Annotated in this window: 22 protein-coding genes and 1 riboswitch; of the genes, 12 read left to right on the forward strand and 10 right to left on the reverse strand. The window is 70.0% G+C overall.

The features are described from left to right. Window positions 1-61: 61 nt before the first annotated feature. From metF to ahcY, 3 genes are read right to left on the reverse strand one after another with little or no spacing between them, the layout of a single operon-like run. Complete coding sequence (metF, locus tag I7X39_RS15205; RefSeq protein ID WP_198112005.1) at window positions 62-901, reverse strand: methylenetetrahydrofolate reductase [NAD(P)H]; 840 nt, start codon at window positions 899-901, stop codon at window positions 62-64. Continuing rightward, entirely contained in the window at window positions 898-1,662 is a 765-nt protein-coding gene (locus tag I7X39_RS15210; protein ID WP_198112006.1) for a TlyA family RNA methyltransferase, read from the reverse strand. Before I7X39_RS15210 ends, metF begins: the two co-directional genes overlap by 4 nt. Beyond that, window positions 1,662-3,077: an adenosylhomocysteinase gene (gene ahcY / locus I7X39_RS15215; RefSeq protein ID WP_198112007.1), complete on the reverse strand. Its 1,416-nt coding sequence runs from the start codon at window positions 3,075-3,077 to the stop codon at window positions 1,662-1,664. The genes I7X39_RS15210 and ahcY overlap by 1 nt, the downstream gene beginning before the upstream one ends. A gap of 70 nt (window positions 3,078-3,147) precedes the next feature. Then, window positions 3,148-3,238, reverse strand: a riboswitch (S-adenosyl-L-homocysteine riboswitch). 46 nt (window positions 3,239-3,284) lie between these two features. Between ahcY and I7X39_RS15220 the strand changes: the two genes are divergently transcribed. Both I7X39_RS15220 and I7X39_RS15225 read left to right on the forward strand, forming a co-directional pair. After that, entirely contained in the window at window positions 3,285-5,624 is a 2,340-nt protein-coding gene (locus I7X39_RS15220; protein WP_198112008.1) for a UvrD-helicase domain-containing protein, read from the forward strand. 3 nt (window positions 5,625-5,627) lie between these two features. Beyond that, a complete protein-coding gene (locus I7X39_RS15225; RefSeq protein ID WP_198112009.1) occupies window positions 5,628-6,206 on the forward strand; it encodes a GrpB family protein in 579 nt (192 codons plus the stop codon). Here the strand turns inward: I7X39_RS15225 and I7X39_RS15230 are convergent. The 4 genes from I7X39_RS15230 to I7X39_RS15245 are packed head-to-tail and all read right to left on the reverse strand — an operon-like array spanning window position 6,130 to window position 8,937. Continuing rightward, entirely contained in the window at window positions 6,130-6,720 is a 591-nt protein-coding gene (locus I7X39_RS15230) for a tRNA-uridine aminocarboxypropyltransferase (protein ID WP_198112010.1), read from the reverse strand. The genes I7X39_RS15225 and I7X39_RS15230 overlap by 77 nt on opposite strands. Then, on the reverse strand, window positions 6,720-7,598 hold the full coding sequence (locus I7X39_RS15235) for a BPSS1780 family membrane protein (RefSeq protein ID WP_198112011.1): 879 nt from the start codon (window positions 7,596-7,598) through the stop codon (window positions 6,720-6,722). The genes I7X39_RS15230 and I7X39_RS15235 overlap by 1 nt, the downstream gene beginning before the upstream one ends. Next, window positions 7,595-8,572: a homoserine kinase gene (locus tag I7X39_RS15240; protein ID WP_198112012.1), complete on the reverse strand. Its 978-nt coding sequence runs from the start codon at window positions 8,570-8,572 to the stop codon at window positions 7,595-7,597. The genes I7X39_RS15235 and I7X39_RS15240 overlap by 4 nt, the downstream gene beginning before the upstream one ends. Further along, the gene (locus tag I7X39_RS15245; protein WP_198112013.1) at window positions 8,572-8,937 is read right to left on the reverse strand and encodes a hypothetical protein; all 366 of its coding nucleotides are present in this window, start codon (window positions 8,935-8,937) and stop codon (window positions 8,572-8,574) included. Before I7X39_RS15245 ends, I7X39_RS15240 begins: the two co-directional genes overlap by 1 nt. 231 nt (window positions 8,938-9,168) lie before the next feature. Between I7X39_RS15245 and I7X39_RS15250 the strand changes: the two genes are divergently transcribed. Both I7X39_RS15250 and polA read left to right on the forward strand, forming a co-directional pair. After that, on the forward strand, window positions 9,169-9,993 hold the full coding sequence (locus tag I7X39_RS15250; protein ID WP_198112041.1) for a choice-of-anchor L domain-containing protein: 825 nt from the start codon (window positions 9,169-9,171) through the stop codon (window positions 9,991-9,993). Window positions 9,994-10,061: 68 nt separating this feature from the next. Continuing rightward, window positions 10,062-12,803 carry a DNA polymerase I gene (gene polA / locus I7X39_RS15255; protein ID WP_198112014.1) on the forward strand — a complete coding sequence of 914 codons (2,742 nt, stop codon included), beginning with the start codon at window positions 10,062-10,064 and terminating at the stop codon, window positions 12,801-12,803. A 13-nt stretch (window positions 12,804-12,816) separates the two neighbouring features. Here polA and I7X39_RS15260 read toward each other — a convergent pair whose 3' ends face one another. Next, entirely contained in the window at window positions 12,817-13,368 is a 552-nt protein-coding gene (locus tag I7X39_RS15260; RefSeq protein ID WP_198112015.1) for a hypothetical protein, read from the reverse strand. Between the two features lie 134 nt (window positions 13,369-13,502). Here I7X39_RS15260 and I7X39_RS15265 point away from each other — a divergent pair, with 134 nt between their 5' ends. From I7X39_RS15265 to I7X39_RS15290, 6 genes are all read left to right on the forward strand, one after another. After that, on the forward strand, window positions 13,503-13,964 hold the full coding sequence (locus I7X39_RS15265) for a copper chaperone PCu(A)C (protein ID WP_198112016.1): 462 nt from the start codon (window positions 13,503-13,505) through the stop codon (window positions 13,962-13,964). Window positions 13,965-14,058: 94 nt separating this feature from the next. Further along, window positions 14,059-15,315: a lipoprotein-releasing ABC transporter permease subunit gene (locus tag I7X39_RS15270; RefSeq protein WP_198112017.1), complete on the forward strand. Its 1,257-nt coding sequence runs from the start codon at window positions 14,059-14,061 to the stop codon at window positions 15,313-15,315. Beyond that, the gene (locus tag I7X39_RS15275) at window positions 15,308-15,988 is read left to right on the forward strand and encodes an ABC transporter ATP-binding protein (protein WP_198112018.1); all 681 of its coding nucleotides are present in this window, start codon (window positions 15,308-15,310) and stop codon (window positions 15,986-15,988) included. The genes I7X39_RS15270 and I7X39_RS15275 overlap by 8 nt, the downstream gene beginning before the upstream one ends. Continuing rightward, window positions 15,985-16,839: a formyltetrahydrofolate deformylase gene (purU, locus tag I7X39_RS15280; RefSeq protein ID WP_198112019.1), complete on the forward strand. Its 855-nt coding sequence runs from the start codon at window positions 15,985-15,987 to the stop codon at window positions 16,837-16,839. The genes I7X39_RS15275 and purU overlap by 4 nt, the downstream gene beginning before the upstream one ends. Before the next feature lie 334 nt (window positions 16,840-17,173). Continuing rightward, complete coding sequence (locus I7X39_RS15285; protein WP_198112020.1) at window positions 17,174-17,992, forward strand: TatD family hydrolase; 819 nt, start codon at window positions 17,174-17,176, stop codon at window positions 17,990-17,992. Then, a complete protein-coding gene (locus I7X39_RS15290; protein ID WP_198112021.1) occupies window positions 17,950-18,489 on the forward strand; it encodes a DNA-deoxyinosine glycosylase in 540 nt (179 codons plus the stop codon). The genes I7X39_RS15285 and I7X39_RS15290 overlap by 43 nt, the downstream gene beginning before the upstream one ends. On the opposite strand, the gene I7X39_RS15295 is transcribed toward I7X39_RS15290, so the two are convergent. Further along, a complete protein-coding gene (locus I7X39_RS15295; protein WP_198112022.1) occupies window positions 18,467-19,369 on the reverse strand; it encodes a DMT family transporter in 903 nt (300 codons plus the stop codon). The genes I7X39_RS15290 and I7X39_RS15295 overlap by 23 nt on opposite strands. Before the next feature lie 58 nt (window positions 19,370-19,427). On the opposite strand from I7X39_RS15295, the gene I7X39_RS15300 reads away from it, so the two are divergent. Both I7X39_RS15300 and I7X39_RS15305 read left to right on the forward strand, forming a co-directional pair. Continuing rightward, window positions 19,428-20,324 carry a LysR substrate-binding domain-containing protein gene (locus I7X39_RS15300; protein WP_198112023.1) on the forward strand — a complete coding sequence of 299 codons (897 nt, stop codon included), beginning with the start codon at window positions 19,428-19,430 and terminating at the stop codon, window positions 20,322-20,324. A gap of 39 nt (window positions 20,325-20,363) precedes the next feature. Beyond that, a complete protein-coding gene (locus tag I7X39_RS15305) occupies window positions 20,364-21,827 on the forward strand; it encodes a PQQ-like beta-propeller repeat protein (RefSeq protein ID WP_198112024.1) in 1,464 nt (487 codons plus the stop codon). Here I7X39_RS15305 and I7X39_RS15310 read toward each other — a convergent pair. Next, the gene (locus I7X39_RS15310; protein WP_198112025.1) at window positions 21,824-22,633 is read right to left on the reverse strand and encodes a mechanosensitive ion channel family protein; all 810 of its coding nucleotides are present in this window, start codon (window positions 22,631-22,633) and stop codon (window positions 21,824-21,826) included. The two genes, I7X39_RS15305 and I7X39_RS15310, sit on opposite strands and share 4 nt — an antisense overlap. Between the last annotated feature and the right edge of the window lie 20 nt (window positions 22,634-22,653).

Here is a 22,653-nt window from a genome sequence, read left to right on the forward strand (position 1 = left end):
CCTGGAACCCTGGCGACGGCAGGGGCTCGGATTTGCGCTTCTTTACGCCGTCACCACGCGCTCAGCGCGGCGCCAGGCCCAGGCGGCGGCCGATCTCCAGCACCAGCTCGCTCTGGTTCAGGCAGTAGAAGTGAATGCCGGGTGCGCCGCCCTCGATCAGGCGCTCGCACAGGCGCGTCACCACGTCCAGCCCAAAGGCGCGGATCGAGGCGGCGTCGTCCATGAAACCTTCCATCTTCAGCGCCACCCAACGCGGGATGTCGATGCCGTCGCGCTGCGCGAATTGCGCGATGCGGTGGTAGTTGTGGAAGGGCATGATGCCCGGCACGATGGGCTGCTCCACACCGAGCTTGCGTGCCTCGTCCACGAAGTGGAAGTAGGCCTCGGGGTTGAAGAAGAACTGCGTGATGGCGGCGTTGGCGCCGGCCTTCATCTTGGTCGCGAAGTGCTGCAGGTCCTTGGCGGCGTAGCGGCACTGCGGGTGCGTCTCGGGGTAGGCGGCCACTTCGATCTGCCAGTCCGGCCCCTCGGTCTCGCGGATGAAGCGCACCAGCTCTTCGGCATAGCGGAACTCGCCCAGACCGGCGGTGCCGCTGGGCAAATCACCGCGCAGCGCGACGACGCGGCGGATGCCCTGGCTGCGGTACTCGGCCAGGATCTCGCGCAGCGACTCGCGCGTGGCGCCGATGCAGCTCAGGTGCGGCGCGGCCTGGTGGCCGGCGGCGGCGATCGCCTTCACCGTGGCCAGGGTCTTGTCGCGCGTGGCGCCGCCGGCGCCATAGGTGACGCTGAAGTACTCTGGCTGGAGCGCGGCCAGCGCCGGCACCACCTGGTTCAGCAGCTTGTCGTGGCCCACCGGGGTGTTGGGCGGGAAGAACTCGAAACTGACGGGGGTCTTCATGGGCGGGTGGCGAGCAGGAAGAACTCGCGGTTGCCATCGCCGCCCGCAATCGGGCTGGCGAAGTAGTCATCAACAACGAAGCCGGCCGCAGCGGCCGCCTCGCGCAGTTTGGTCTCGACCTTGGGGTAGCTGGCTTCGCTCTTCACCAGCCCGCCCTTGCCGATGTCGGCCGGCTGCAGCTCGAACTGCGGCTTGACCAGCAGCAGCAGCCGCGCGCCGGGCTTCAGCAGCGCCGGCAGCTGGGGCAGCACGAGCGTGAGCGAGATGAAGCTGAGGTCGCCCACCACCCAGTCGAAGCCCTCGGCGGGCAGGTGCTCACCCAGGTCTTCGGCGCACAGGCTGCGCGCATTCAGGCCTTCGAGCGTGACGATGCGGGCGTCGCCCTGCAGCTTGGGATGGAGTTGGCCATGGCCGACCTCGATGCCGACCACGCGCTCGGCGCCACGCGCCAGCAGCACCTCGCTGAAGCCGCCAGTGCTCTGGCCCAGGTCCAGCGCGGTGCCGCCCACGCTCAGCCCGGCGTGGTCCAGCGCGCCTTCGAGCTTGAGCCCGCCGCGCGAGACCCAGCGGGTCTCGGCGTCGTCCTCGACTTTCAGCTCGCAACGCAGCGGCAGCTCATCGCCGGCCTTCTTGGGCGCCTGCCAGCCCTGCGGCCCCAGCCAGCGCACCGCGCCGGCCGCGATCAGCCGCTGCGCGGCCGAGCGGCTCGGCGCCAGGCCGCGTTGCACCAGCAGTTGGTCGGCGCGGCTGGTCAGCTTCATCAGTAGCGGTAGGTGTCGGCCTTGTAGGGGCCTGCCTTGTCGACGCCGATGTACGCGGCCTGCGCCTCGGTCAGCTGCGTCAGCTCGGCGTTCAAGGTGGTGAGCTGCAGGCGCGCCACCTTCTCGTCCAGATGCTTGGGCAGCACATAGACCTTGCCGACGGCGTACTGGTCCTTGTGCGCGTACAGCTCCACCTGGGCCAGGGTCTGGTTGGCGAAGGAGCTGCTCATCACGTAGCTGGGGTGGCCGGTGCCGCAGCCCAGGTTCACCAGGCGGCCCTTGGCCAGCATGATGATGCGGTGGCCGTCCGGGAAGATCACATGGTCGACCTGAGGCTTGATCTCTTCCCAGGTGCAGCCTTCCAGACCGGCGACGTCGATCTCGTTGTCGAAGTGGCCGATGTTGCAGACGATGGCGTTGTTCTTCATCTTCTGCATGTGGGCGCGCGTGATGACGTCCTTGTTGCCGGTGGCGGTGACGAAGATGTCGGCCTTGTCGGCCGCCCAGTCCATCGTCACCACGCGGTAGCCTTCCATGGCGGCCTGCAGCGCGCAGATGGGGTCGATCTCGGTCACCCACACCTGGGCCGACAGCGCGCGCAGCGCCTGCGCCGAGCCCTTGCCCACATCGCCATAACCGGCGACGACGGCGATCTTGCCGGCCACCATCACGTCGGTGGCGCGCTTGATGCCGTCCACCAGCGATTCACGGCAGCCGTACAGGTTGTCGAACTTGCTCTTGGTGACGGAGTCGTTGACGTTGATGGCGCGGAACAGCAGCGTGCCCTTTGCGCTCATCTCGTTCAGGCGGTGCACGCCCGTGGTGGTCTCTTCGGTCACGCCGATGATCTCGGCCGACTTGCGCGTGTACCAGCTCGGGTCCACGGCCAGCTTGGCCTTGATGGCGGCGAAGAGGATGCGCTCTTCTTCGCTGCCCGGGTTGGCCAGCACCGACTGATCCTTCTCGGCCTTCTGGCCCAGATGCAGCAGCAGGGTCGCGTCGCCGCCGTCGTCCAGGATCATGTTCGGACCTTCACCCGCGGTGTTGGCAGCGCCGAATTCGAAGATGCGGTGGGTGTAGTCCCAGTAGTCCTCCAACGTTTCGCCCTTGTAGGCGAACACCGGCGTGCCCTTGGCCACCAGCGCCGCGGCGGCGTGGTCCTGTGTGCTGAAGATGTTGCAGCTGGCCCAGCGCACTTGCGCGCCAAGAGCCTGCAGGGTCTCGACCAGCACGGCGGTCTGGATCGTCATGTGCAGGCTGCCGGTGACGCGCGCGCCCTTCAGCGGCTGCGTGGCAGCCAGTTCCTTGCGGATCGCCATCAGCGCGGGCATTTCGCCTTCGGCAATGGCGATTTCCTTGCGACCCCAGTCGGCGAGCGACAGGTCGGCAATCTTGTAATCGGTGGGGGACAGCATGGCGGGGCTCCTGAAAAGCTGGAAGGACCGCCGAATGGGATGGGTGGACAAGGCTCACCCACGTCGATTCAGCGGGTGAGCGCCGTTGCCGCAGGGGATCTCAGCACCCCTGGCCTCCGAGCCTGGCCCGTCATTGACGGGTTGCAACGCTCCTCGGAGGCAAGGGCGCGATTCTAGGTCGGGATCGCACCGACAATCCGCCCCCTCATGAATTCGACCCTGCTGCAGCACCTGAACCCCGAGCAACTGGCCGCCGTCACCCTGGGGGACGAGCCGGCGCTGATCCTGGCCGGGGCGGGGTCCGGCAAGACGCGGGTGCTGACCACGCGCATCGCCTGGCTGCTCAGCCAGGGGCAGGTCGGCCCGGGTGGCGTGATGGCCGTGACCTTCACCAACAAGGCCGCCAAGGAAATGCAGACGCGCCTGGCCGCGATGCTGCCCTACAACGTGCGCGGCATGTGGATCGGCACCTTCCACGGCCTGTGCCACCGCTTCCTGCGCGCGCACTGGAAAGCCGCCGGCCTGCCGCAGGGCTTCCAGATCCTGGATGCGAGCGACACCGTGGCCGCCGTCAAACGCGTCATCAAGGCCATGAACCTGGACGAAGAGCGCTTTGTGCCGAAGGCGGTGGCGCACACCATCGCCCACTGGAAGGAAGAGGCGGCCCGGCCCAAGGACGTGATCCCGCGCGACGAGCAGGAACGCAAGATCGTCGAGGTCTACGCCCAGTACGAGGCGCAATGCCAGCGCGAGGGCGTGGTCGATTTCGCCGAGCTGATGCTGCGCGTTTACGAGCTGATGCGCGACGACCCCGCGCTGCGCCAGCATTACCAGCAGCGCTTCCGCCATGTGCTGGTGGATGAGTTCCAGGACACCAACAAGCTGCAGTACGCCTGGCTGAAATTGTTCGCGCCCCCGGGCGGCGGCGCCGTGTTCGCGGTGGGCGACGACGACCAGAGCATCTACGCCTTTCGCGGCGCGCAGGTGGGCAATATGCATGCCTTCGAGCGCGAGTACCGCATCAACCAGCTCATCAAGCTGGAGCAGAACTACCGCTCCTGCGGCCACATCCTGGACGCCGCCAACCACCTGATCAGCCACAACGAGCGTCGCCTGGGCAAGACCCTGCGCACCGACCAGGGCCAGGGCGAGCCCCTGCGCGTGTTCGAGGCCCCGAGCGATTTCGACGAGGCGCGCTGGGTGCTGGAAGAAGCCCAGAGCCTGCACCGCGGCGGCCTGGCGCGCAGCGAGATCGCCGTGCTCTACCGCAGCAACGCGCAAAGCCGCGTCATCGAATCGGCGCTCTTCAATGCCGGCATTCCCTACCGCGTGTACGGCGGCCTGCGCTTCTTCGAGCGCGCGGAGATCAAGCACGCGCTGGCCTATTTGCGCCTGCTGGAGAACGTCAACGACGACACCAGCTTCCTGCGCGTCGTCAACTTCCCGGCCCGGGCCATCGGCGCGCGCACGGTGGAGCAGCTGCAGGACGCCGCCAAGGCCACCGGGCGCAGCCTGTGGCAGTCGGTCTCGGCCCTGCAGGGCCGCGCGGGAGCGAGCCTGCAGAAGTTCGTCGAGCTGATTGAGGGCCTGCGCCGCGCCACCGAGGGGCAGACCCTGCGCGCCATCGTCGAGCACGTGGTCGAGGGCTCGGGCCTGGCGGCGCATTACCGCAGCGACAAGGACGGCGCCGAGCGCCTGGAGAACCTGGACGAACTGATCACCGCGGCCGAGAGCTTCGTCACGCAGGAGGGCTTCGGCAAGGATGCCGTGGCGCTGCCGGTTGACGAGCTCGGCCAGGGGCCGGGCCTGACGCCCGACGCCGACACCGGCGAGATCATGAGCCCGCTGGCCGCCTTCCTGACCCACGCCAGCCTGGAGGCCGGCGACAACCAGGCCCAGGCCGGCCAGGACGCGCTGCAGCTGATGACCATCCACGCCGCCAAGGGCCTGGAGTTCGACGCCGTCTTCCTCACCGGCCTGGAAGAAGGCCTGTTCCCGAACGAGCGCGCGCTGCAGGACTTCGACGGCCTGGAAGAAGAGCGCCGTCTGATGTACGTGGCCATCACCCGCGCGCGCAAGCGCCTGCACTTGAGCCTGGCGCAAAGCCGCATGCTGCATGGTCAGACCCGCTACCACGTGCGCAGCCGCTTCCTGGCCGAGCTGCCCGAGGAGAGCCTGAAGTGGCTCAGCCCCAAGCAGGGCGGTTTTGGTTCGGGCTTCGAGCGCGATTACGCCAATGCCTGGCAGCGCGGCGCGGGGCTTTCCGGCGTGGTGGGGGCGGGGCACCGCGAAGCCCGCGCGGGCGGGGGCGGCTGGCCTGCGCCTAAACCGGCTGCTTGGCAGCAGGCCGTGGCCGCGCCGGTGCCCAAGAAGGCCGAACACGATTCCGGCCTGCGCGTGGGCCAGGCGGTGTTCCACAACAAGTTCGGCGAGGGCGTGGTGCTGACGCTCGAAGGCACCGGCCCCGATGCCCGCGCCCACATCCAGTTCGGCCGCCATGGCGCCAAGTGGCTGGCACTCTCGGTGGCCAAGCTCACGCCGATCTGAGCCATGGCGTCGCCGGACTTTCCGCGCAGCCGGCGTATCGAGATCGTCGGTCCGCTGCCCGGCTGGCCCGCCGAGCACGCGCAGTGGCAGGCCCGCCTGCGCGCGCTGCTGCCCGAAGCGGGGTTCGAGATCGAGTCGGTCGGCTCCACCGCCGTGCCGGGCCTGGCGGCCAAGGATGTGATCGACCTGCAACTCGGTGTGCACAGCCTGGAGGGCGATCTGCCCTGGCGCCAGCGGCTCTGGGCGGCAGGCTGGCGCCAGGGGCTCGACTGGGCCTGGGATGAAGGCCCCGCCGCGCTGGCGCTGCGCAAGCTCTACTTCCGCGAGCCCGAGGGCGAGCGGCGGGTGCACCTGCATGTGCGCGAGATCGGCGCGGCCAACCACCGCTTTGCCCTGCTGATGCGCGACTACCTGCGCGCCCGGCCCGATGCAGCGGCGCAGTACGAGGCGCTCAAGCGCCGTGCCGCGGCGCTGTTCCCCGAGCAGGTGGAGGGCTATCTCTGGCTCAAGACCCCGGTGTTCCACCTGATCCACCAGGCGGCGGAACTGTGGGCGCAGGCCGGGCGGCCTGCAGCGCGCTGAGCAGGCGGGCCTGCAGCTGCAGGAGCGGTGCCGGGTCCAGGCCCTCGAGCTGCTGCAGCGCCGCCGCGCAGGCCTCCAGCGTGGAGAGCTGGTGCGCCGCATGCGCCTTGCGCACCGTGTAGGCACTGGGTGCTGCAGCCGCCAAGTTCACGCGCGGCAGGGCGGCCAGCCAGGGGTGGCGATGCAGCAGCAGGCGGCTCTTGCGCCAGGTGCCGTCCAGCACATAGAGCCGCAGGTGTTGCGGGGCGGTGCCCGGCGGCGCGGCGGCCGGCTCGCCCGGGTACAGCAGGGCCTCGGTGCGACCCTCGGGGTTGGGCGGCTGGCTGAACTGCTCACCCACCCGCAGCTCGCAACGCGCCAGGGCCAGGGCAAGCAGGCGCGCCGTGCCCTTGACCTCGTGCTGTTCCAGCGGGTGCTGCAGGATGACGAGCTCCACCTGGTGCGCCAGTGGCGCCTCGGGCAGCAGCGCGCACAGGCAGCGCGCACGCAGGCAGCGCGCGCAGCGGCTGCGCATCAGTCCGGCTGTTGCGGGGGCGTGGGCTCGCTGCTGCCCTCGTCGGCCACGAAGCGGAAGCTGTCCACGAACATGAAGTACAGCCCGCAATAAAACACCGACAGCATCAGCAGCGTCACCGGCATGACCAGCAGCGCCAGCAGGCCCGGGCCGCCCAGCAGAGTGGTGAGCACGGCCAGCAGCAGCGAGCTGGCCATCAGGATGCCCAGCCAGCCCAGGCCGTTCAGCACGAAGGCGCTGCGGTTGCGCCACAAGCCCAGGGTGCTGGAAAACAGCGCCTGCAGGGCGCCTTGGCCGCCCCAATGCACCAGGGCGGGGGCGTACCAGAAGGGAATCGAAACCAGCAGCAAGCCACCCATGCGCACCAGGGTGGCCCAGAGCAGGCTGGAGTCCGTCAGCGCAGCCGTCAGGGCCTCTTCGGCGGCCTTGCGCGCCTCTTCGCTCTGCCCGGCCTCGGCCATCAGGCGCTGTAGTTCCTCGAAGCGCCCGCCGTCGATGGCAGCGGCGGCCGCGATCACCGCCACCGTGGCCACCACGTACGTCAGGGCCAGTGCCAACTGGGCGCGGCTGCGTGCGGGGGTCAGCCGGAAGGGCTGGCTGAAGACCTGCCAGCTCACCGGGCGCTTCTGCAGCACCTGGTGGGTACACAGCATGTAGGCCAGCGACAGCAGCGGCAGCGCGGCCAGGCCCAGCAGGGCGCCGACGGTGCCCAGCAGGCTGAGCACCATGGCCGCCACCAGGAACATCGCCAGGGTGCTGCTGAGTGCCAGCGGGGCGCGGCGGAACACCTGCCAGCCCAGTGCGATCCAGCGCAGGCCCTGCTTCGGGGGCACGCTGTGCAGGGTCAGGCGCAGGCCCAGGGGCTTGGCGGGGCTCAAGAGGCGTCCTTCATCGCATGCCAGGGGTTGAGGCGGCGCTCGCGCAGCACGCGCTCGAAATGCGTGGGGTCGTGGGGCTTCAGCAGCTGTGCGTCGCGCGGGCGGTACCAATCGTCCAACCGACTCAGCCAGAAGCGCAAGGCCGCCGCACGCAGCAGGGCCGGTAGCAGGCGGTGCTCGGCGGCGGAAAGCGGCCGCTCGGCTTCGTAGGCGGCCACGAGGGCTGTGGCGCGTTCCTCAATCAGACGGCCGCTGGCCAGGTCGATGCACCAGTCGTTCAGGCACACGGCCAGGTCGAACAGGAAGCTGTCCACGCCGGCGAAATAGAAATCGAACACGCCGCACAGCTGCTCGCGCCCGGGCAGACCTTCGAACATGGCGTTGTCGCGGAACAGATCGGCATGGATGGCGCCGCGCGGCAGCTCCTGGAAGGCGGCGGAGCCGGCCAGCTCCAGCTGGAAGTGCAGCTCGCCGCGCAGCAGGGCCGCGGTGTCGGCCGGCAGCTGGTCCAGCAGCGTGGGGGCCACTTGCTGCCACCAGGGCAGGCCGCGCAGATTGGGCTGGAAGAGCGGGAAATCCGCCACCGCGAGATGCAGGCGCGCCAGGCAATGGCCGAGCTGCTCGCAATGGAAGACATTGGGCGAGAGCTGGTGGCTGCCGCGCAGGCAGCTCACCACCGCGGCCGGCTTGCCCTGAAGTTCAAAGAGGATCTGGCCCTGCGCATCGGCCTGCGGCGCGGGCACCGGCAGGCCCTTGGCCGCCAGATGCTGCATCAGCCCCAGGTAGAAGGGCAGCTGGGCGGGCGTGAGGCGCTCGAACACCGTCAGCACATAGCGGCCGGCGGTGCAATCGACGAAGAAGTTGCTGTTCTCGATACCGGCGCTGATGCCGCTGAGCTGCTGCAGCTCGCCCAGGTTCAGGCGGCTCAGCAGGGCTTGCACCTCATGCTCGGGGACGGGGGTGTAGACGGCCATCAGAAATCCAGCAGCTTCCAGCGGCGCGGGCCGATCTGGGCGTGTTCATCTTGAGGGCGCGGCGGCGCCATCTCGTAGGAAGGCGCACCGTTCTTGGGGTGCACCACGATGCGCAGCACGCGGCCGCGCGCGTCCAGATGCTCTTCGGTGCGGGTCAGCTCGTCCTCGCGCACGCGCAACTGGCTGCTCTCCTCGCGCGCCAGACGGCGCCGTTGCGGTTCAGCGGTCACCGGAGTGGGCGCAGGGGCCGCCGTCGGCGGCGCCGCGGCCTGGCTCAGATCAGGGGGGCGGGGAGGGGACTCGGCGGCCTGCAGCAGGGGCTGCACGGCCAGCAGCAGAGCCGCACAGCACAGGGCTTTGGACATGGTCGGGCGATTCTAAGAAGCGCCATCTGCGGCAAGGCGGAGCCGCCCTGCGGGAGCCGCGAATGAAATGTCGCCCAACTTGACTCTGATGCACAAAGTTACGTGGCCGGGAAAGTGCACTCCATGTGAATCAAGGGCTTGGCGCGGCGCGCATGTGATTGGCACGCGGATTGCAAAGGACGTCCGTCCGCCGACGGGCGGTCTTTCACCCACCCACTGCAGATCCAACCCATGAAAAGCTTGCAACTCTGTCTCGGCGCCATCGCCCTCTCGATCGCCGGTCTGGCCCAGGCCGTCCCGGTGGTCACGGCTTCGACCGATGCCAACGCCCTGGCCAATGCCATCGGTGGCGCTGGCATCACCATCAGCAATGCGCAGCTGATCACCAACGGCACGGGCCTGAACAACGCCGCCGGCCTGTTCAGCAGCGGTGCCGGCACCGTGGGCTTTGACAAGGGCATCCTGCTGACCACCGGCACGGTGGACTGCGCCGGCCAGTCCAACACCTCCAACAACTGCGGCCAGAACGGTGGCGCGCCGGGCGGTGCGGCCGGCAATGACACGGTCAGCCTGAAGTTCGACTTCAGCTCCAGCACCGGCAATGTGTTCTTCCGCTATGTGTTCGCTTCCGAGGAATACAACGAATACGTCAATGCCGGTGTGAACGATGCCTTCCAGCTGCTGCTGAACGGCACGAACATCGCGCTGCTGCCGGGGTCGGGCCAGGAGGTGTCGATTGACAACGTCAACTGCCTGAGCAACACCGCCCATTACCGCAACAACCGCGCCAATGGCCCGGCCGGCTGCACCAGCCTCAACCTGGACATCCAGTACGACGGCCTGACCACCGTGCTGACCGCTTCTGGCACCGGCCTGACGGGTACCAACAGCTTCGAGTTCAAGATTTTTGATCGTGGCGACAACATCTATGACTCGGCCGTGTTCATCCAGGCGGGTTCCTTCTCGGGCACCAACGATGTGCCCCTGCCCGGCACGCTGGCTCTCGCCGGTCTGGGTCTGATGGGTCTTGGCTTTGCCCAGCGCCGCAAGGCCTGAGCCTCGCTCCACCCCTTGAAAGCGGCCCCGCGGGGCCGCTTTTTCTTGGCCCGCTGACAATGCCGCGCATGAACGCCGAGACCCCCCTCGTGCTGCTCGTCGACGGCAGCAGCTACCTCTACCGCGCCTACCACGCCATGCCGGACCTGCGCGGCCCGGACGGCCAGGCCACCGGCGCCGTGCACGGCATGGTGGCCATGCTCAAACAGCTGCGTGACCGCTACCCCGGCGCCCATGCCGCCTGCGTGTTCGATGCCTCCGGCCCGACCTTCCGCGACGACTGGTACCCCGAGTACAAGGCCCAACGCGCACCCATGCCGGACGACCTGCGCGCCCAGATCCCGCTGATCCACCAGGTGGTGCAGCTGCTCGGCTGGCCGGTGCTGACCGTGCCCGGCATCGAGGCGGACGACGCCATCGGCACCCTGGCGCGCGTGGCCGAGGCCAGCGGGCATCAGGTGGTCATCAGCACCGGCGACAAGGACCTGGCCCAGCTCGTGACGCCCGCCGTCAGCCTGCTCAACACGATGAGCAACGAGCGCCTGGACGAGGCGGGCGTGCTGGCCAAGTTCGGCGTGCCGCCGAACCGCATCGTCGACTACCTGACCCTGATGGGCGACGCGGTGGACAACGTGCCGGGCGTGGACAAGGTCGGCCCCAAGACCGCCGCCAAGTGGATTGCCGAGCATGGCTCGCTCGATGGCGTGGTGGCCGCGGCCACCAGCATCAAGGGCGTGGCCGGCGAGAACCTGCGCAAGGCGCTGGACTGGCTGCCCACCGGCCGCAAGCTGGTGACGGTGAAGACCGATTGCGATCTCGCCGCCTACCTGCAGCCCTGGCCCTCGGTGGAGGGCTTGGCCTTCAAGCCGGTGGACCGTGAAGGGCTGCTGGCCTTTTACACCCAGCATGGCTTCAAGACCTGGAAGCGCGAACTCGAAGGCCAGGGCGTGGCGCCGCAGACCCAGGCCGAGCCGGTGCGGGCCGAGCCCCCGCCGCCGGCGCAGGACAAGCACTACGAAACCGTCAACACCTGGGCGCGTTTCGACGCCTGGCTGCAGAAGCTCCAGGCCGCCGAGTTGGTGGCCCTGGACACCGAAACCGATTCACTCAGCAATCTGGACGCCCGCATCGTCGGCCTGAGCTTCAGCGTCGCGCCCTGGGAAGCCTGCTACATCCCGCTGCGCCATGCGGGCCTGGATCACCCCGAGCAGCTGCCGCTGGACGAGGTGCTGGCGCGCCTGCAGCCCTGGCTGGAGGACGGCACGCGCGCCAAGCTGGGCCAGCACGTGAAGTACGACGCCCATGTGTTCGCCAACCATGGGATTGCCATCCGAGGCTATGCGCACGACACGATGCTGCAGAGCTATGTGCTGGAGGCCCACAAGAGCCACAGCCTGGAGGCCCTGGCCGACCGCGAGTTGGGCCGCAAGGGCCTGAGCTACGAGGACCTGTGCGGCAAGGGCGCCAAGCAGATTCCCTTCGCCCAGGTGGACGTGGCGCGCGCCGCCGAATACAGCTGCGAGGACAGCGAGATGTGCCTGGGCGTGCACCAGCGCCTTCTGCCGCGCATCCTGGCCGAGCCCGGCCTGCGCTATGTGTACGAGCAGATCGAGATGCCCACCTCGGCCCAGCTGCTGCGCGTGGAGCGCAACGGCGTGCGGATCGACGCCGCCATGCTGCAGGCGCAGAGCCATGAGCTGGGCCAGCGCCTGCTGCAGCTGGAGCAATCGTTGTACGAGCTGGCCGGCCAGCCCTTCAACATCGGCAGCCCCAAGCAGATTGGCGAGATCCTGTTCGGCAAGCTCGGCCTGCCGGTGAAGAAGAAGACCGCCACCGGCGCGCCCAGCACCGACGAGGAGGTGCTGACCGAGCTGGCCGCCGACTTCCCGCTGCCGGCCAAGATCCTGGAACACCGCGGCCTGGCCAAGCTCAAGAGCACCTACACCGACAAACTGCCGCTGATGGTGAACCCCCACACCGGCCGCGTGCACACCCATTACGCCCAGGCCGTGGCGGTGACGGGCCGGCTGGCCAGCAACGATCCGAACCTGCAGAACATCCCCGTGCGCACGGCGGAAGGGCGGCGCATTCGCGAGGCCTTCGTGGCCCCGCCGGGCGGCCTGATCGCCAGCGCCGACTACTCGCAGATCGAGCTGCGCATCATGGCCCACCTCAGCGAAGACCCCGCCATGCTGGCCGCCTTCGCCAGCGGCGCCGACATCCACAAGGCCACGGCCGCGGAAGTGTTCGGCACCTCGCTGGAGGCGGTCAGCACCGAGCAGCGCCGCGCCGCCAAGGCGATCAACTTCGGCCTCATCTACGGCATGGGCGCCTATGGCCTGGCGGCCCAACTGGGCATCGAGCCCAAGGCCGCCAAGGACTACATCGATCTCTATTTCGCGCGCTTCCAGGGCGTGCGCCGCTACATGGACGAGACCCGTGCCTCTGCCGAGGCCAAGGGCTATGTGGAGACCGTGTTCGGCCGGCGCCTTTGGCTGCCCGAGATCAAAGGCGGCAATGGCCCCCGTAAGGCCGCCGCGCAGCGTCAGGCCATCAACGCGCCCATGCAGGGCACGGCGGCGGATCTGATCAAGCTCGCCATGCTGGCCGTACAAGCCGCCATCGACCGCGAAGGCAAGCAGACCCTGATCGTCATGCAGGTGCACGACGAACTGGTGTTCGAGCTACCCGAGAGCGAGCGCGACTGGGTGGCCAGCCAAGTGCCGGCGCTCATGGCCGGCGTGGCCCAGCTCAAGGTGCCGCTGCTGGCCGAAGTGGGGTTTGGCGCCAGCTGGGAGGCGGCGCACTGAGCGCCTGAGGGCTTCAGCGCTTGCCGGTGCGCCGCCGCTCGAAGGCGCCCGGTCGTGGCCCCGTGGGCAGGGGCGGTGCCAGGCCGGCGCGCGCCATGCAGACCTGCAGGCGCAAGTCGGCCAGCGCCAGCCAGGCCGCGCCGCCATTGCGCGCCTCGCTGGCACGCGAGAGACCGAACAGCAGCTTGTAGCGCCGCTGGCTCAGCTGCTGCAGACGCCGGTTCAGGCGCATCACCACGCGCTGCAGCGCTTCGGCGTCCGGTGCACCGGGCACCAGCACGCAGGCCTGGCCGCGGCGCAGTTCAAAGGCTTCGTAGGGTTGGCGCAGCAACTCCTCGCGCAGCATGGCCTGGCCTTCGCTGGGGTCGGGCGGCCGCGCCGTGGCGTCGGCACCCTGGGGGCGCGGCAGGAAGTCGAGCATGATCAGCACGCAATCGGCGTCGCGCCCGGCCTGCACCTCGTCCAAGGCCCGATGCATGGCCATGCGCAGTGCGCGCCGGTCCTGCAGGTTCTGTTCGGCGTGCACCTGGGCTGCGCGTTCGAGCTCGTCCAACCAGATCGACATCTGGGCCTCCCAGCGTATCTAAATGTTTCCGTAGTATGCGCAGATCCGGCGCAGCAGCGGCGCCCGGCCCCCCGGATGGCGGGTGCGCGGCGCGCGGAACAATCCGCCCCCCGAAGCCCTTGTTGGAGATCGAGATGAAGTTTTGGAAGCCCGGCGCCTTGGCGCTTGCGCTGCTCCTCCCTGGCCTGGCCCAGGCCCAGACAACGGCCAGCGAGGCCTGGGCCCGCGGCACGGTGGCGGCCCAGAAGGCCACCGGCGTGTTCGTGCAGTTGCGCTCGCCCGATGGCGCCAAGCTCGTGGGGGGCAGCACCCCGGCGGCGGCGCGGGTGGAGATCCATGAGATGCGCATGGACGACGGCGTGATGAAGATGCGCGAGGTCCCGGCGCTGGAGCTGCCGGCTGGGCAGGCGGTGACGCTCAAGCCCGGTGGCTACCACCTGATGCTGATGGGCCTGAAGCAGCCGCTGAAGGCCGGCGACACCCTGCCGCTGACGCTGCAGATCGAGCGGCCGGGCAAGCCGGCCGAAACCCTGCAGTTGCAGGTGCCGGTGCGCGCGCTGGGCGGGCAGGGCGGCCCTGGCGGCCACGGGCACTGAAGCCCGGCGCGCCACACCGGGCGCGCTCCCCAGCTTGCAGGGGCCGCGCGCCGGGGGCGCCCGGTAGCATCGCGCCCCCTGCGGGCCCAAATCCATGAACCTTCCTTACGAGCTGCAAGTCGGCTGGCGCTACCTGCGCGCCGGCAAGGGCGGCCGGCGCAACGCCTTCATTTCCTTCATCTCCGGTGTCTCGATGGTCGGCATCGCCCTGGGCGTGGCTGCACTCATCGTCGTGCTTTCGGTGATGAACGGCTTCCAGCGCGAGGTGCGCGACGCCATGCTCAGCGCCATCGCCCACCTGGAACTGACGCGCTGGGACGGCCAGGGCGTGGAGGACTGGCAGCCGCTGGCCCAGCAGGCCCAGGGCCTGCCCCAGGTGGCTGGCGTGGCGCCGTTTGTGAGCAGCCAGGCCCTGCTGGCGCGTGGCGAGGACATGCGCGGCGTGATGGTGCGCGGCGTGCTACCCGAGCACGAGCCCAAGGTCACGCCGATGGCCGGCAAGCTGGCCCCGGCGGTGCTGAACGAGCTGCAACCCGGCCAGTGGAAGATGCTGATCGGCCAGGAGCTGGCGCGCCAGCTCGGCGTGCAGGTGGGCGATGCGATCACCGTGATGGCGCCCGGCGGTAGCGTGACCCCGGCCGGCGTGACGCCGCGCCTGCGCAGCTTCAAGGTGGCCGGCGTCTTCCAGGCCGGGCATTACGAGTACGACGCCGGCCTGGTGATGATGCATCTGGACGACGCCGCCAAGCTCTTCCGCACCGGCGGCGCCAGCGGCCTGCAACTGCGCCTGCACGACCTGCATGCCGCCCGCGCGGTGGCCGACCAATTGCAGCCGACTTTGGGTGCGGACTGGCGCGTGCGCGACTGGACCCGCGCCAACCCCACCTGGTTTGCCGCCGTGCAGGTCGAGAAACGCATGATGGGCATCATCCTCACGCTCATCGTCGCGGTGGCCGCCTTCAACCTCGTCAGCACCCTGGTGATGGTGGTGACGGACAAGCAGAGCGACATCGCCATCCTGCGCACCCTGGGCGCCAGCCCGCGCAGCATCCAGGCCATCTTCATCGTGCAGGGCGCGTTCGCCGGCGTGGTGGGCACCCTCAGCGGCGTCGCCTTGGGCCTGCTGATTGCCTTCAATGTCGACGTCATCGTGCCGGCCATCGAGGGCCTGCTGGGCGCCAAGTTCCTGCCCGCCAACATCTACCTGATCAGCCAGATGCCGAGCGACCCGCAGCGCGGGGACATCCTGCCGATCGCCTTTATCTCCCTCGGCCTGGCGCTGCTGGCCACCCTCTACCCGAGCTGGCGCGCTGCGCGGGTTCAACCGGCCCAGGCTTTGCGCTATGAGTGATGTGGTTCTGAGCGCGCAGGGCCTGACCCAGCGCTTCCACGAAGGCCCGCTCGACGTCAGCGTGCTCAAGGGCCTGGACCTGACGGTGCGGGCGGGCGAGACGGTCGCCATCGTCGGCGCCAGCGGTTCGGGCAAGAGTACCCTGCTGCACCTGCTGGGCGGGCTGGAGCAGCCCAGCGGTGGCCGCGTGCAGCTGATGGGCCGTGCACTGACCGAGTTCAGCGCCAGCGCCCTGGGCGCCTGGCGCAACCAGCACCTCGGCTTCGTCTACCAGTTCCACCACCTGCTGCCCGAGTTCTCGGCGCTGGACAACGTGGCCATGCCGCTGCGCATCCGCCGCCTGGCCTTGGCGCCGGCGCGTGAACAGGCGCGCGCCATGCTGGCCCGCGTGGGCCTGGCCGAGCGCGTCGAGCACCGTCCGGCCGAGCTCAGCGGCGGCGAGCGCCAGCGCGTGGCCATGGCCCGTGCGCTGGTGACGAAGCCGGCCTGCGTGCTGGCCGATGAGCCGACCGGTAACCTCGACCGCGACACCGCCGACGGCGTGTTCAAGCTGATGCTGGACGCCGCCCGCGAGCAGGGCACCGCCTTCGTGCTCGTCACCCACGACATCGATTTGGCCGCCCGCTGCCAGCAGCGCTGGCGACTGGACCACGGAACGCTGCACCCCGTATGAACCACCGCTACATCCTCAAGCTCAGCTGCCCCGACCGCGCCGGCATCGTCCACGCCGTCACCGGCATCCTGCTGCAGACGCAGAGCAACATCTTGAGCTCGGCCCAGTACGGCGACCCGGACCACGCGCGCTTCTTCATGCGCATCGAGTTCGAGTCGGACCAGGCCCTGGGCACGCTGCGCGAGGCCTTCACGCCCCTGGCCACGCAGATGCAGATGGACTGGGAGCTGGTGGACGCCGCGCACAAGACCAAGGTCATGATCCTGGTCAGCAAGTTCGGCCATTGCCTGAACGACATCCTGTTCCGCACCGCCACCGACCACCTGAACATCGAGGTCGTGGCCATCGCCAGCAACCACCGCGATTTCTACCAACTCGCGGCCTCGCACAATGTGCCCTTCCACCACCTGCCCCTGCTGCAGGCCACACCCGAGCAGAAGGCGGCGCAGGAGAAAAAGCTCAAGGACATCGTGACTGAGCAGGGCGTGGAACTGGTGGTGCTGGCGCGCTACATGCAGATCCTGAGCGAGGACCTGTGCGAGTTCCTGAACGGCCGCGCCATCAACATCCACCATTCCTTCCTGCCCGGTTTCAAGGGCGCACGCCCCTACCACCAGGCCTTCGAGCGCGGCGTCAAGCTGATCGGCGCGACTGCCCACTACGTCACCCGCGATCTGGACGAGGGCCCGATCATTGAGCAGGAGGTCGCCCGCATCGACCACGCCCAAACGCCCGAGCAACTCGCTGCCGTGGGCCGCGACATGGAATGCGTGGCGCTGGCGCGGGCGATTCAGTGGCATGCCGAGCACCGGGTGCTGCTGAACGGCAAGCGGACGGTGGTGTTCAGGTAAGTCTGCACATGAAGTTGCCGCCGATACCTCTGACGATGGCTCCTGAGACGGATGAGGCTCGGGAGGCTATCGGTTTCAAATGGGCGGATGGCCAAGTCGGAAAGCGGCACCGAATTGGTGGTGAGCCAGACTGGCTCCAAGGGCAGGAAGTGCCGAGCTGCCGCTGTGGAAAGCACATGGACTTCTATGGGCAGCTGGACTCGGTAGGCGACCGAGCCTGCCTCGCCGACTGCGGAATGATCTACGTTTTCGTCTGCTGGGACTGCTTTGAGACTCGCAGCGTGCTGCAGTCCTCGTAGCGGACTTTGCGCCGATCCGTCGACGGCTTGATTCGATGTGGATCGACACCCACTGCCACTGGGACGCCCCCGAGTTCGCGGAGGACCGCGAGGCCGTGCGCGCGCGCGCCCTGGCGGCCGGTGTTGAGCGCTTCATCGTGCCCGCCGTGCAGGCCAGCGACTTCGCCCGCACCCAGGCCCTGTGCCGAGCCGCCGGCCAGCCCTATGCGCTGGGCATCCATCCGCTCTACACGCCCGGGGCGCAGGACGCGGATCTGGCGCTGCTCGACCGGCTGCTGCACGAGGCCGCAACCGACCCGCTGCTGGTGGCGGTGGGCGAAATCGGCCTCGACTTCTTCGTCCCCGGCCTGGACCCCGAGCGCCAGCAGTTCTTCTACGCCGAGCAACTGAAGCTCGCGCGCAAGCACGGGCTGCCGGTGATCCTGCATGTGCGCAAGAGCGCAGATCAGCTGCTCGCCGGCCTGCGCCGCATCCCCGTGCGGGGCGGCATCGCACATGCCTTCAACGGCAGCACCCAGCAGGCGAACGCCTTCATCGAGCTGGGCTTTGCGCTCGGGTTTGGTGGCGCCATGACTTACGAGCGCGCGCTGCAGATCCGCCGTCTGGCCGCCGAACTGCCCGAGACCGCGCTGGTGCTGGAAACCGATGCGCCGGACATCCCGCCGCACTGGCTCTACAAGACTGCCGAGCAACGTGCCGCCGGTGAACGCAGCCGCAACGAGCCGGCCGAGCTGCCGCGCATTGCCGAGACCCTGGCCGCGCTGCGCGGCTGGAGCCTGGAGCAGACCGCCGCCCTCACGAGTGCCAACGCATGCCGGGTGCTGCCCAAGCTGAACCCACCAGCTCGCGCCTGAGCGGCCTGGCGCCAGTCTGGCGGCCGGACGCCGAGCTGCTGATCCTCGGCAGCTTCCCCGGTGCCGCCAGCCTGGCCGCGGCGCAGTACTACGCGCATCCGCGCAATGCCTTCTGGCCGCTGATGGCGGCGCTCACCGGCCAGATCGATCTGCCCGCGCGCCCCTATGCCGAGCGCCTGCAGGCCTTGGTCGAGGCGCGCATCGCGCTCTGGGACGCCGTGGCCGCCTGCGTGCGCCCGGGCAGCCTGGACAGCGCCATCCGCGCCGCCGAACCCAGCGCCCTGCCCGAGCTGGTGGCGCGCCTGCCGGCGCTGCGCGCCATCGCCTGCAATGGCGACACCGCCTGGCGCCAGACCCAGGCCCTGCTGCCCGGCGCGCCCTGGCCCCTGCTGCGCCTGCCTTCGACCAGCCCGGCCCATGCGGGCCTGAGCCTGGCGGACAAGCGGGCGCAATGGCTGGCGCAGCTCGCGCCCATCAGGCCTTGCCCCAGCGGTTGACCACCAGCACCCCGCCCAGGGCCAGCGCACCGCCAAGCAGGACCTGCGGGCTGGGCCGCTCGCCCAGCAGCACCAAGGCCATCACGGTGGCCGTGGGTGGCACCAGGTAGAGAAAGCTTGCCGCCCGCGCCGCACCGTAATGCGCTTGCGCAACGGCCCAGCAGCCATAACCGAGCGCGGCGGGGAACAGGCCCAGGGCGATGACGGTCCAGATCCCTTGCATGCTGGCAAGCTGTGCTTGCGCCAGGCCCGTCGGCAGCCAGGGCAGCAGCAGCAGGCCGCCCAGAACGATCACCCAGGCGGCGGTGCGCAGGCCGCCCAGGCGCGCCAGCAGCGGGCGCTGGACGACGAAGAACAGCGCCAGGCAGGCGGCCGAGCCCAGGATCTGCAGCGCCCCGGCCCCCAGGTGCAGGCCGCCGGGCTGGGCGCCGGCGATCAGGCCCACGCCGGCCAGGCTCAGGCCCATGCCGGGCCATGCCCAGGCGCGCAATCGCTCGCCCAGCAGCAGCACCGCCAGCAGGGCCGTCATCGCCGGCGCGGTGTTGGCAATGAAACTGGCCGCGCCCGCCGAGACCGTGCGCTGGCCGCTGTTCAGTAGCAGGTTGTAGGCCACGATGCCCAGGCCCGCCGCCAGCAGCAGGCGCGGCCATTCACGCGGCAGCGGGCGCTGCGCCGATGTCCCCGGCGCCAGCAGCAGCCAGGCGCCCATGGCCAGGCCGGCCACGGCGTAGCGCAGCGCCGCCAGCGGCAGGGGGCTGAACTCGGCCACGGCGGCGCGGATCAGCGGGAAGGAACTGGCCCAGAACAGCACGGTCGCCAGGGCGGCGAGCAGGCCGACGGGAAGCAGGGCGGCGGGGCGGGGGAGGGTGGTGGTGTGCATGGCTCGCAGTCTGGGCAGACGGGCGCTGCCGAACCAGTCGCCCGGTACAGAATGAGCTGTGAGTTCTGCGTACAGCCTGCCCCAACACTTGCCACCGCTGGACTGCCTGCTGGCAGCCCTGGCGGTGGCGCGCACCGGCTCCTTCAGCGCGGCCGCGCTGGAGCTGGGCGTCACGCATGCGGCCATCAGCCGCCGCGTGGCCGGGGCCGAGACCTGGGCCGGCCTGCCGCTCTTCATCCGCCATGCACGCGGCGCCCGGCCCACGCCGGATGGCGAGCGCCTGCTGACGCGCATCTGGCAGGGCCTGGACCTGCTGGACCACGCCAGCGACCGCGGCCGCAAGGTGCGCCGCCCCGTCACCGTGCGCCTGGCCACCACGCCCTCGATGGCACGCTTCTGGCTGCTGGAGCGACTGGCCGCGCTGGAGCAGGCGGCCGGCGGCCTGCGCGTTGAGCTGCTCACCGAATCGCGCCTGGTCGATCTGGCAGGCGAGGGCGTGGACCTGGCGCTGCGCTACGGCGCCGGGCGCTGGCCGGGGGTGCGCAGCCAAGCCTTGTTTGCGCACGAGGAGCTGGTGCCGCTGGTACCCCGTGCGCTGCTGGCGCCCGGGCGCCACGCGGCCAAGGTGCTGCTGGGCCTGCCGCGGCTCTTCAATGCCGATGCCAGCGGCTGGCGCCATTGGTGCGAGGCCCAGGGCCTGCCCTTCCGCGCCCAACCGGCCGACCGCACCCTGCAGGGCTACGAGCTGGTGCAGCAGGCCGCGCGCTGCGGCCTGGGCGTGGCCCTGGTGCAGGCGCCGCTGTGGGAGCCCGAGCCGCCACCCGAGCTCTGGCTGGCGCGCCAATGGGCAGTGAAGGCGCGCCTGGGCTGGCATTTGCTGCGCCCGGCCGAGCGGCCGCTCAGCGAAGGCGCCGAGCGCGTGGCCCAGGCGCTCTTGCAACTGGCGCGGCCCTGACCTTTGGATCGGCTGCCGGCCCGGCCGAGGATGGGAGGCATGCAAAGACGCCCTCTGTTGCTGGCGGCTGCCGGCCTCCCTCTTGTCGCCACGGCTGCGCAGGGTTTCGACCCGAGCGGCAGCTGGGTCGCCACGCTGCGCCATGCCGGCGAGGCCACCGCCCTGGGCTTGCGCTTCGAGCCCCATGCCGAGGGCGGCTGGACGCTCAAGGCCACGCTGCCGGCCATCCATGCCTGGGACGCGCCCTTCGGCCGCGTGCGCTGGCAGGGCGATGCGCTGCACCTGGGCGGCGACTGGCTGCTGCAGCCCAGCCGCGACGGCCGGCGCCTGCTCGGTGCCATGCCCGAGTTCCTGCTGCCGCGCCTGCGCCTTTCCCTGGTGCTGGAGCGCGGCGAGCTGCCGCACCCGCCGCGCACCTGGCCCGATCTGCCCACGCCGCGCACCCTGTGGCGGCGGGAGCTGGGCGCGCCGCTGTGGGCCGATCTGCTGCGCGCGGGCGACAGCCTGTTCGCCGGCGATGACGCGGGCGCGCTGCATGCGCTGGACCCGGCCGATGGCCGCACGCGCTGGCAGGCCCGCACCGGCGGCGCGCTGCGCTGCCGCCCGCTGCTGCATCAGGGCCAGCTGCTCGTGCCCAGCGACGACGGCCTGCTGCACGCCTTCGAGGCCGGCAGCGGTGCGTCCGCCTGGCAGCTGCCGCTGCAGGAGCAGCCGGTGCGGCGCATCCCGCCCGGCCAGCCGGGCGCGCGCTTTGACCGCTTCGGCGCCGGCGTGGCGGTGCAAGGCGACGCGCTGCTCACGGCCAGCCACGCCGGACGCCTGGCCTGCTGGCAATTGGGCGCTTCGCCGGAGCGGCGCCTGCGCTGGCAGGTCGATATCGGCCACAGCCTGCTGGGCACGCCGGTGATCGCCGGCGGCCTGGTGGTGCTCGGCGCCTTCGACGGCAGCGTGCGCGCCTTCGAGCTGGCGAGCGGGCGCGAACGCTGGCGCTTTGAGACCGGCGCGCCGGTGGTGTCCGCGGTGTGGGTCGAAGACGGCCTGGTGCTGGTGGGCTCACGCAGCTACGAGCTGTTCGCGCTGCGCCTGGCCGATGGCGCCGAGGCCTGGCGGCGCTACCACTGGTTCAGCTGGGTCGAGTCGGCCGTCAATGGCCTGGACGGCCTGGCCTACGTGGGCTCGTCGGACGGCGCGCACCTAAGCTGCTGGGCGCCGCACACGGGCCGGCTGGTCTGGCGCCGTGACGTGCACGGCTGGGCCTGGGGCTCACCGGCGCTGGACGCCCAGCGCGTGGCCATCGGCACCTCGGCCCTGCCCGGTTACACGGTGGGGCATGAGGCTTCGGTCTGGTCTTTCGAGCGGCGCAGCGGCCGGCCGCATTGGCGCGCGCCGCTGGCCGCGCCCGCCAGCCCGGCGACCTATGGCGTCACCGGCAGCCTGGCGCTGGCACCGGGCCGGGTGTTCGCCGCCACGCTGGGCGGCGAACTGCTGGCTTTTGCCGACTAGCGGTTGCGCGGCGTGATCGGCGTCTCCGGCACCGGGTAGCCGGCCGCGCCGAAGGTGGCGACGATGGCCTTGTGGGTGTCGAAGTAGACCTGCCAGTAGTGGTCGGTATGGCAGTAGGGCCGCACGCAGAGCTGCGGGCCCTCGGGCGTGAACTGCAGGATCTCGATGTCCGGCGCCGGCTCGGTCTTGACGTTGGCAATGGCGGCGATGGCGGGCTTCAGGCGCGCGATCGCGTCCAGCGGATCGACGCTGTTGGCCACCTTGGCCAGGCAGTCCACGCGGCGGTGGGGCAGGGCGGAGAAGTTCTGGATCGCGCTGCCGAACACGACGTTGTTGCCGACGATGGTCTGCACGTTGTCCGGCGTGGTGACGGTGGTGCCAAAGAGGCCGATTTCCGTCACCGTGCCGGTGATCCCACCGGCGCTGATGAAGTCCCCCACCTTGAAGGGCCGCAGCACCTGCATGAACACGCCGGCGGCAAAGTGGCCGAGCAGCCCGCTCCAGGCCATGCCGATGGCCACGCCGGCGCCGGCCAGCAGGGCGGCGAAGCTGGTGGTCTTGACGCCGAAGATGTCCAGGATGGCCAGGATCAGCACCAGGTTCAGCAGCACGCTCAAGATGGAGCGCAGGTAGTTGCTGAGCGTCTGATCCACCTTCTTGCCCGCGGCGAGCGCGCGGCTGAACAGGTTCAGCGCCAGGGCGATCAGCCAGCGGCCGACGATCCAGGCGGCAATGGCGGCCAGCACCTTGAGGCCGAACTCGGCCCCCTGCGTACTCAGAAACTGCCAGATGGCTTCGGTGTTCATGGGGCGACTCCCGGGGGTTG

Source organism: Inhella proteolytica, from assembly GCF_016093275.1.
Taxonomy (GTDB): Bacteria; Pseudomonadota; Gammaproteobacteria; order Burkholderiales; family Burkholderiaceae_C; genus Inhella; species Inhella proteolytica.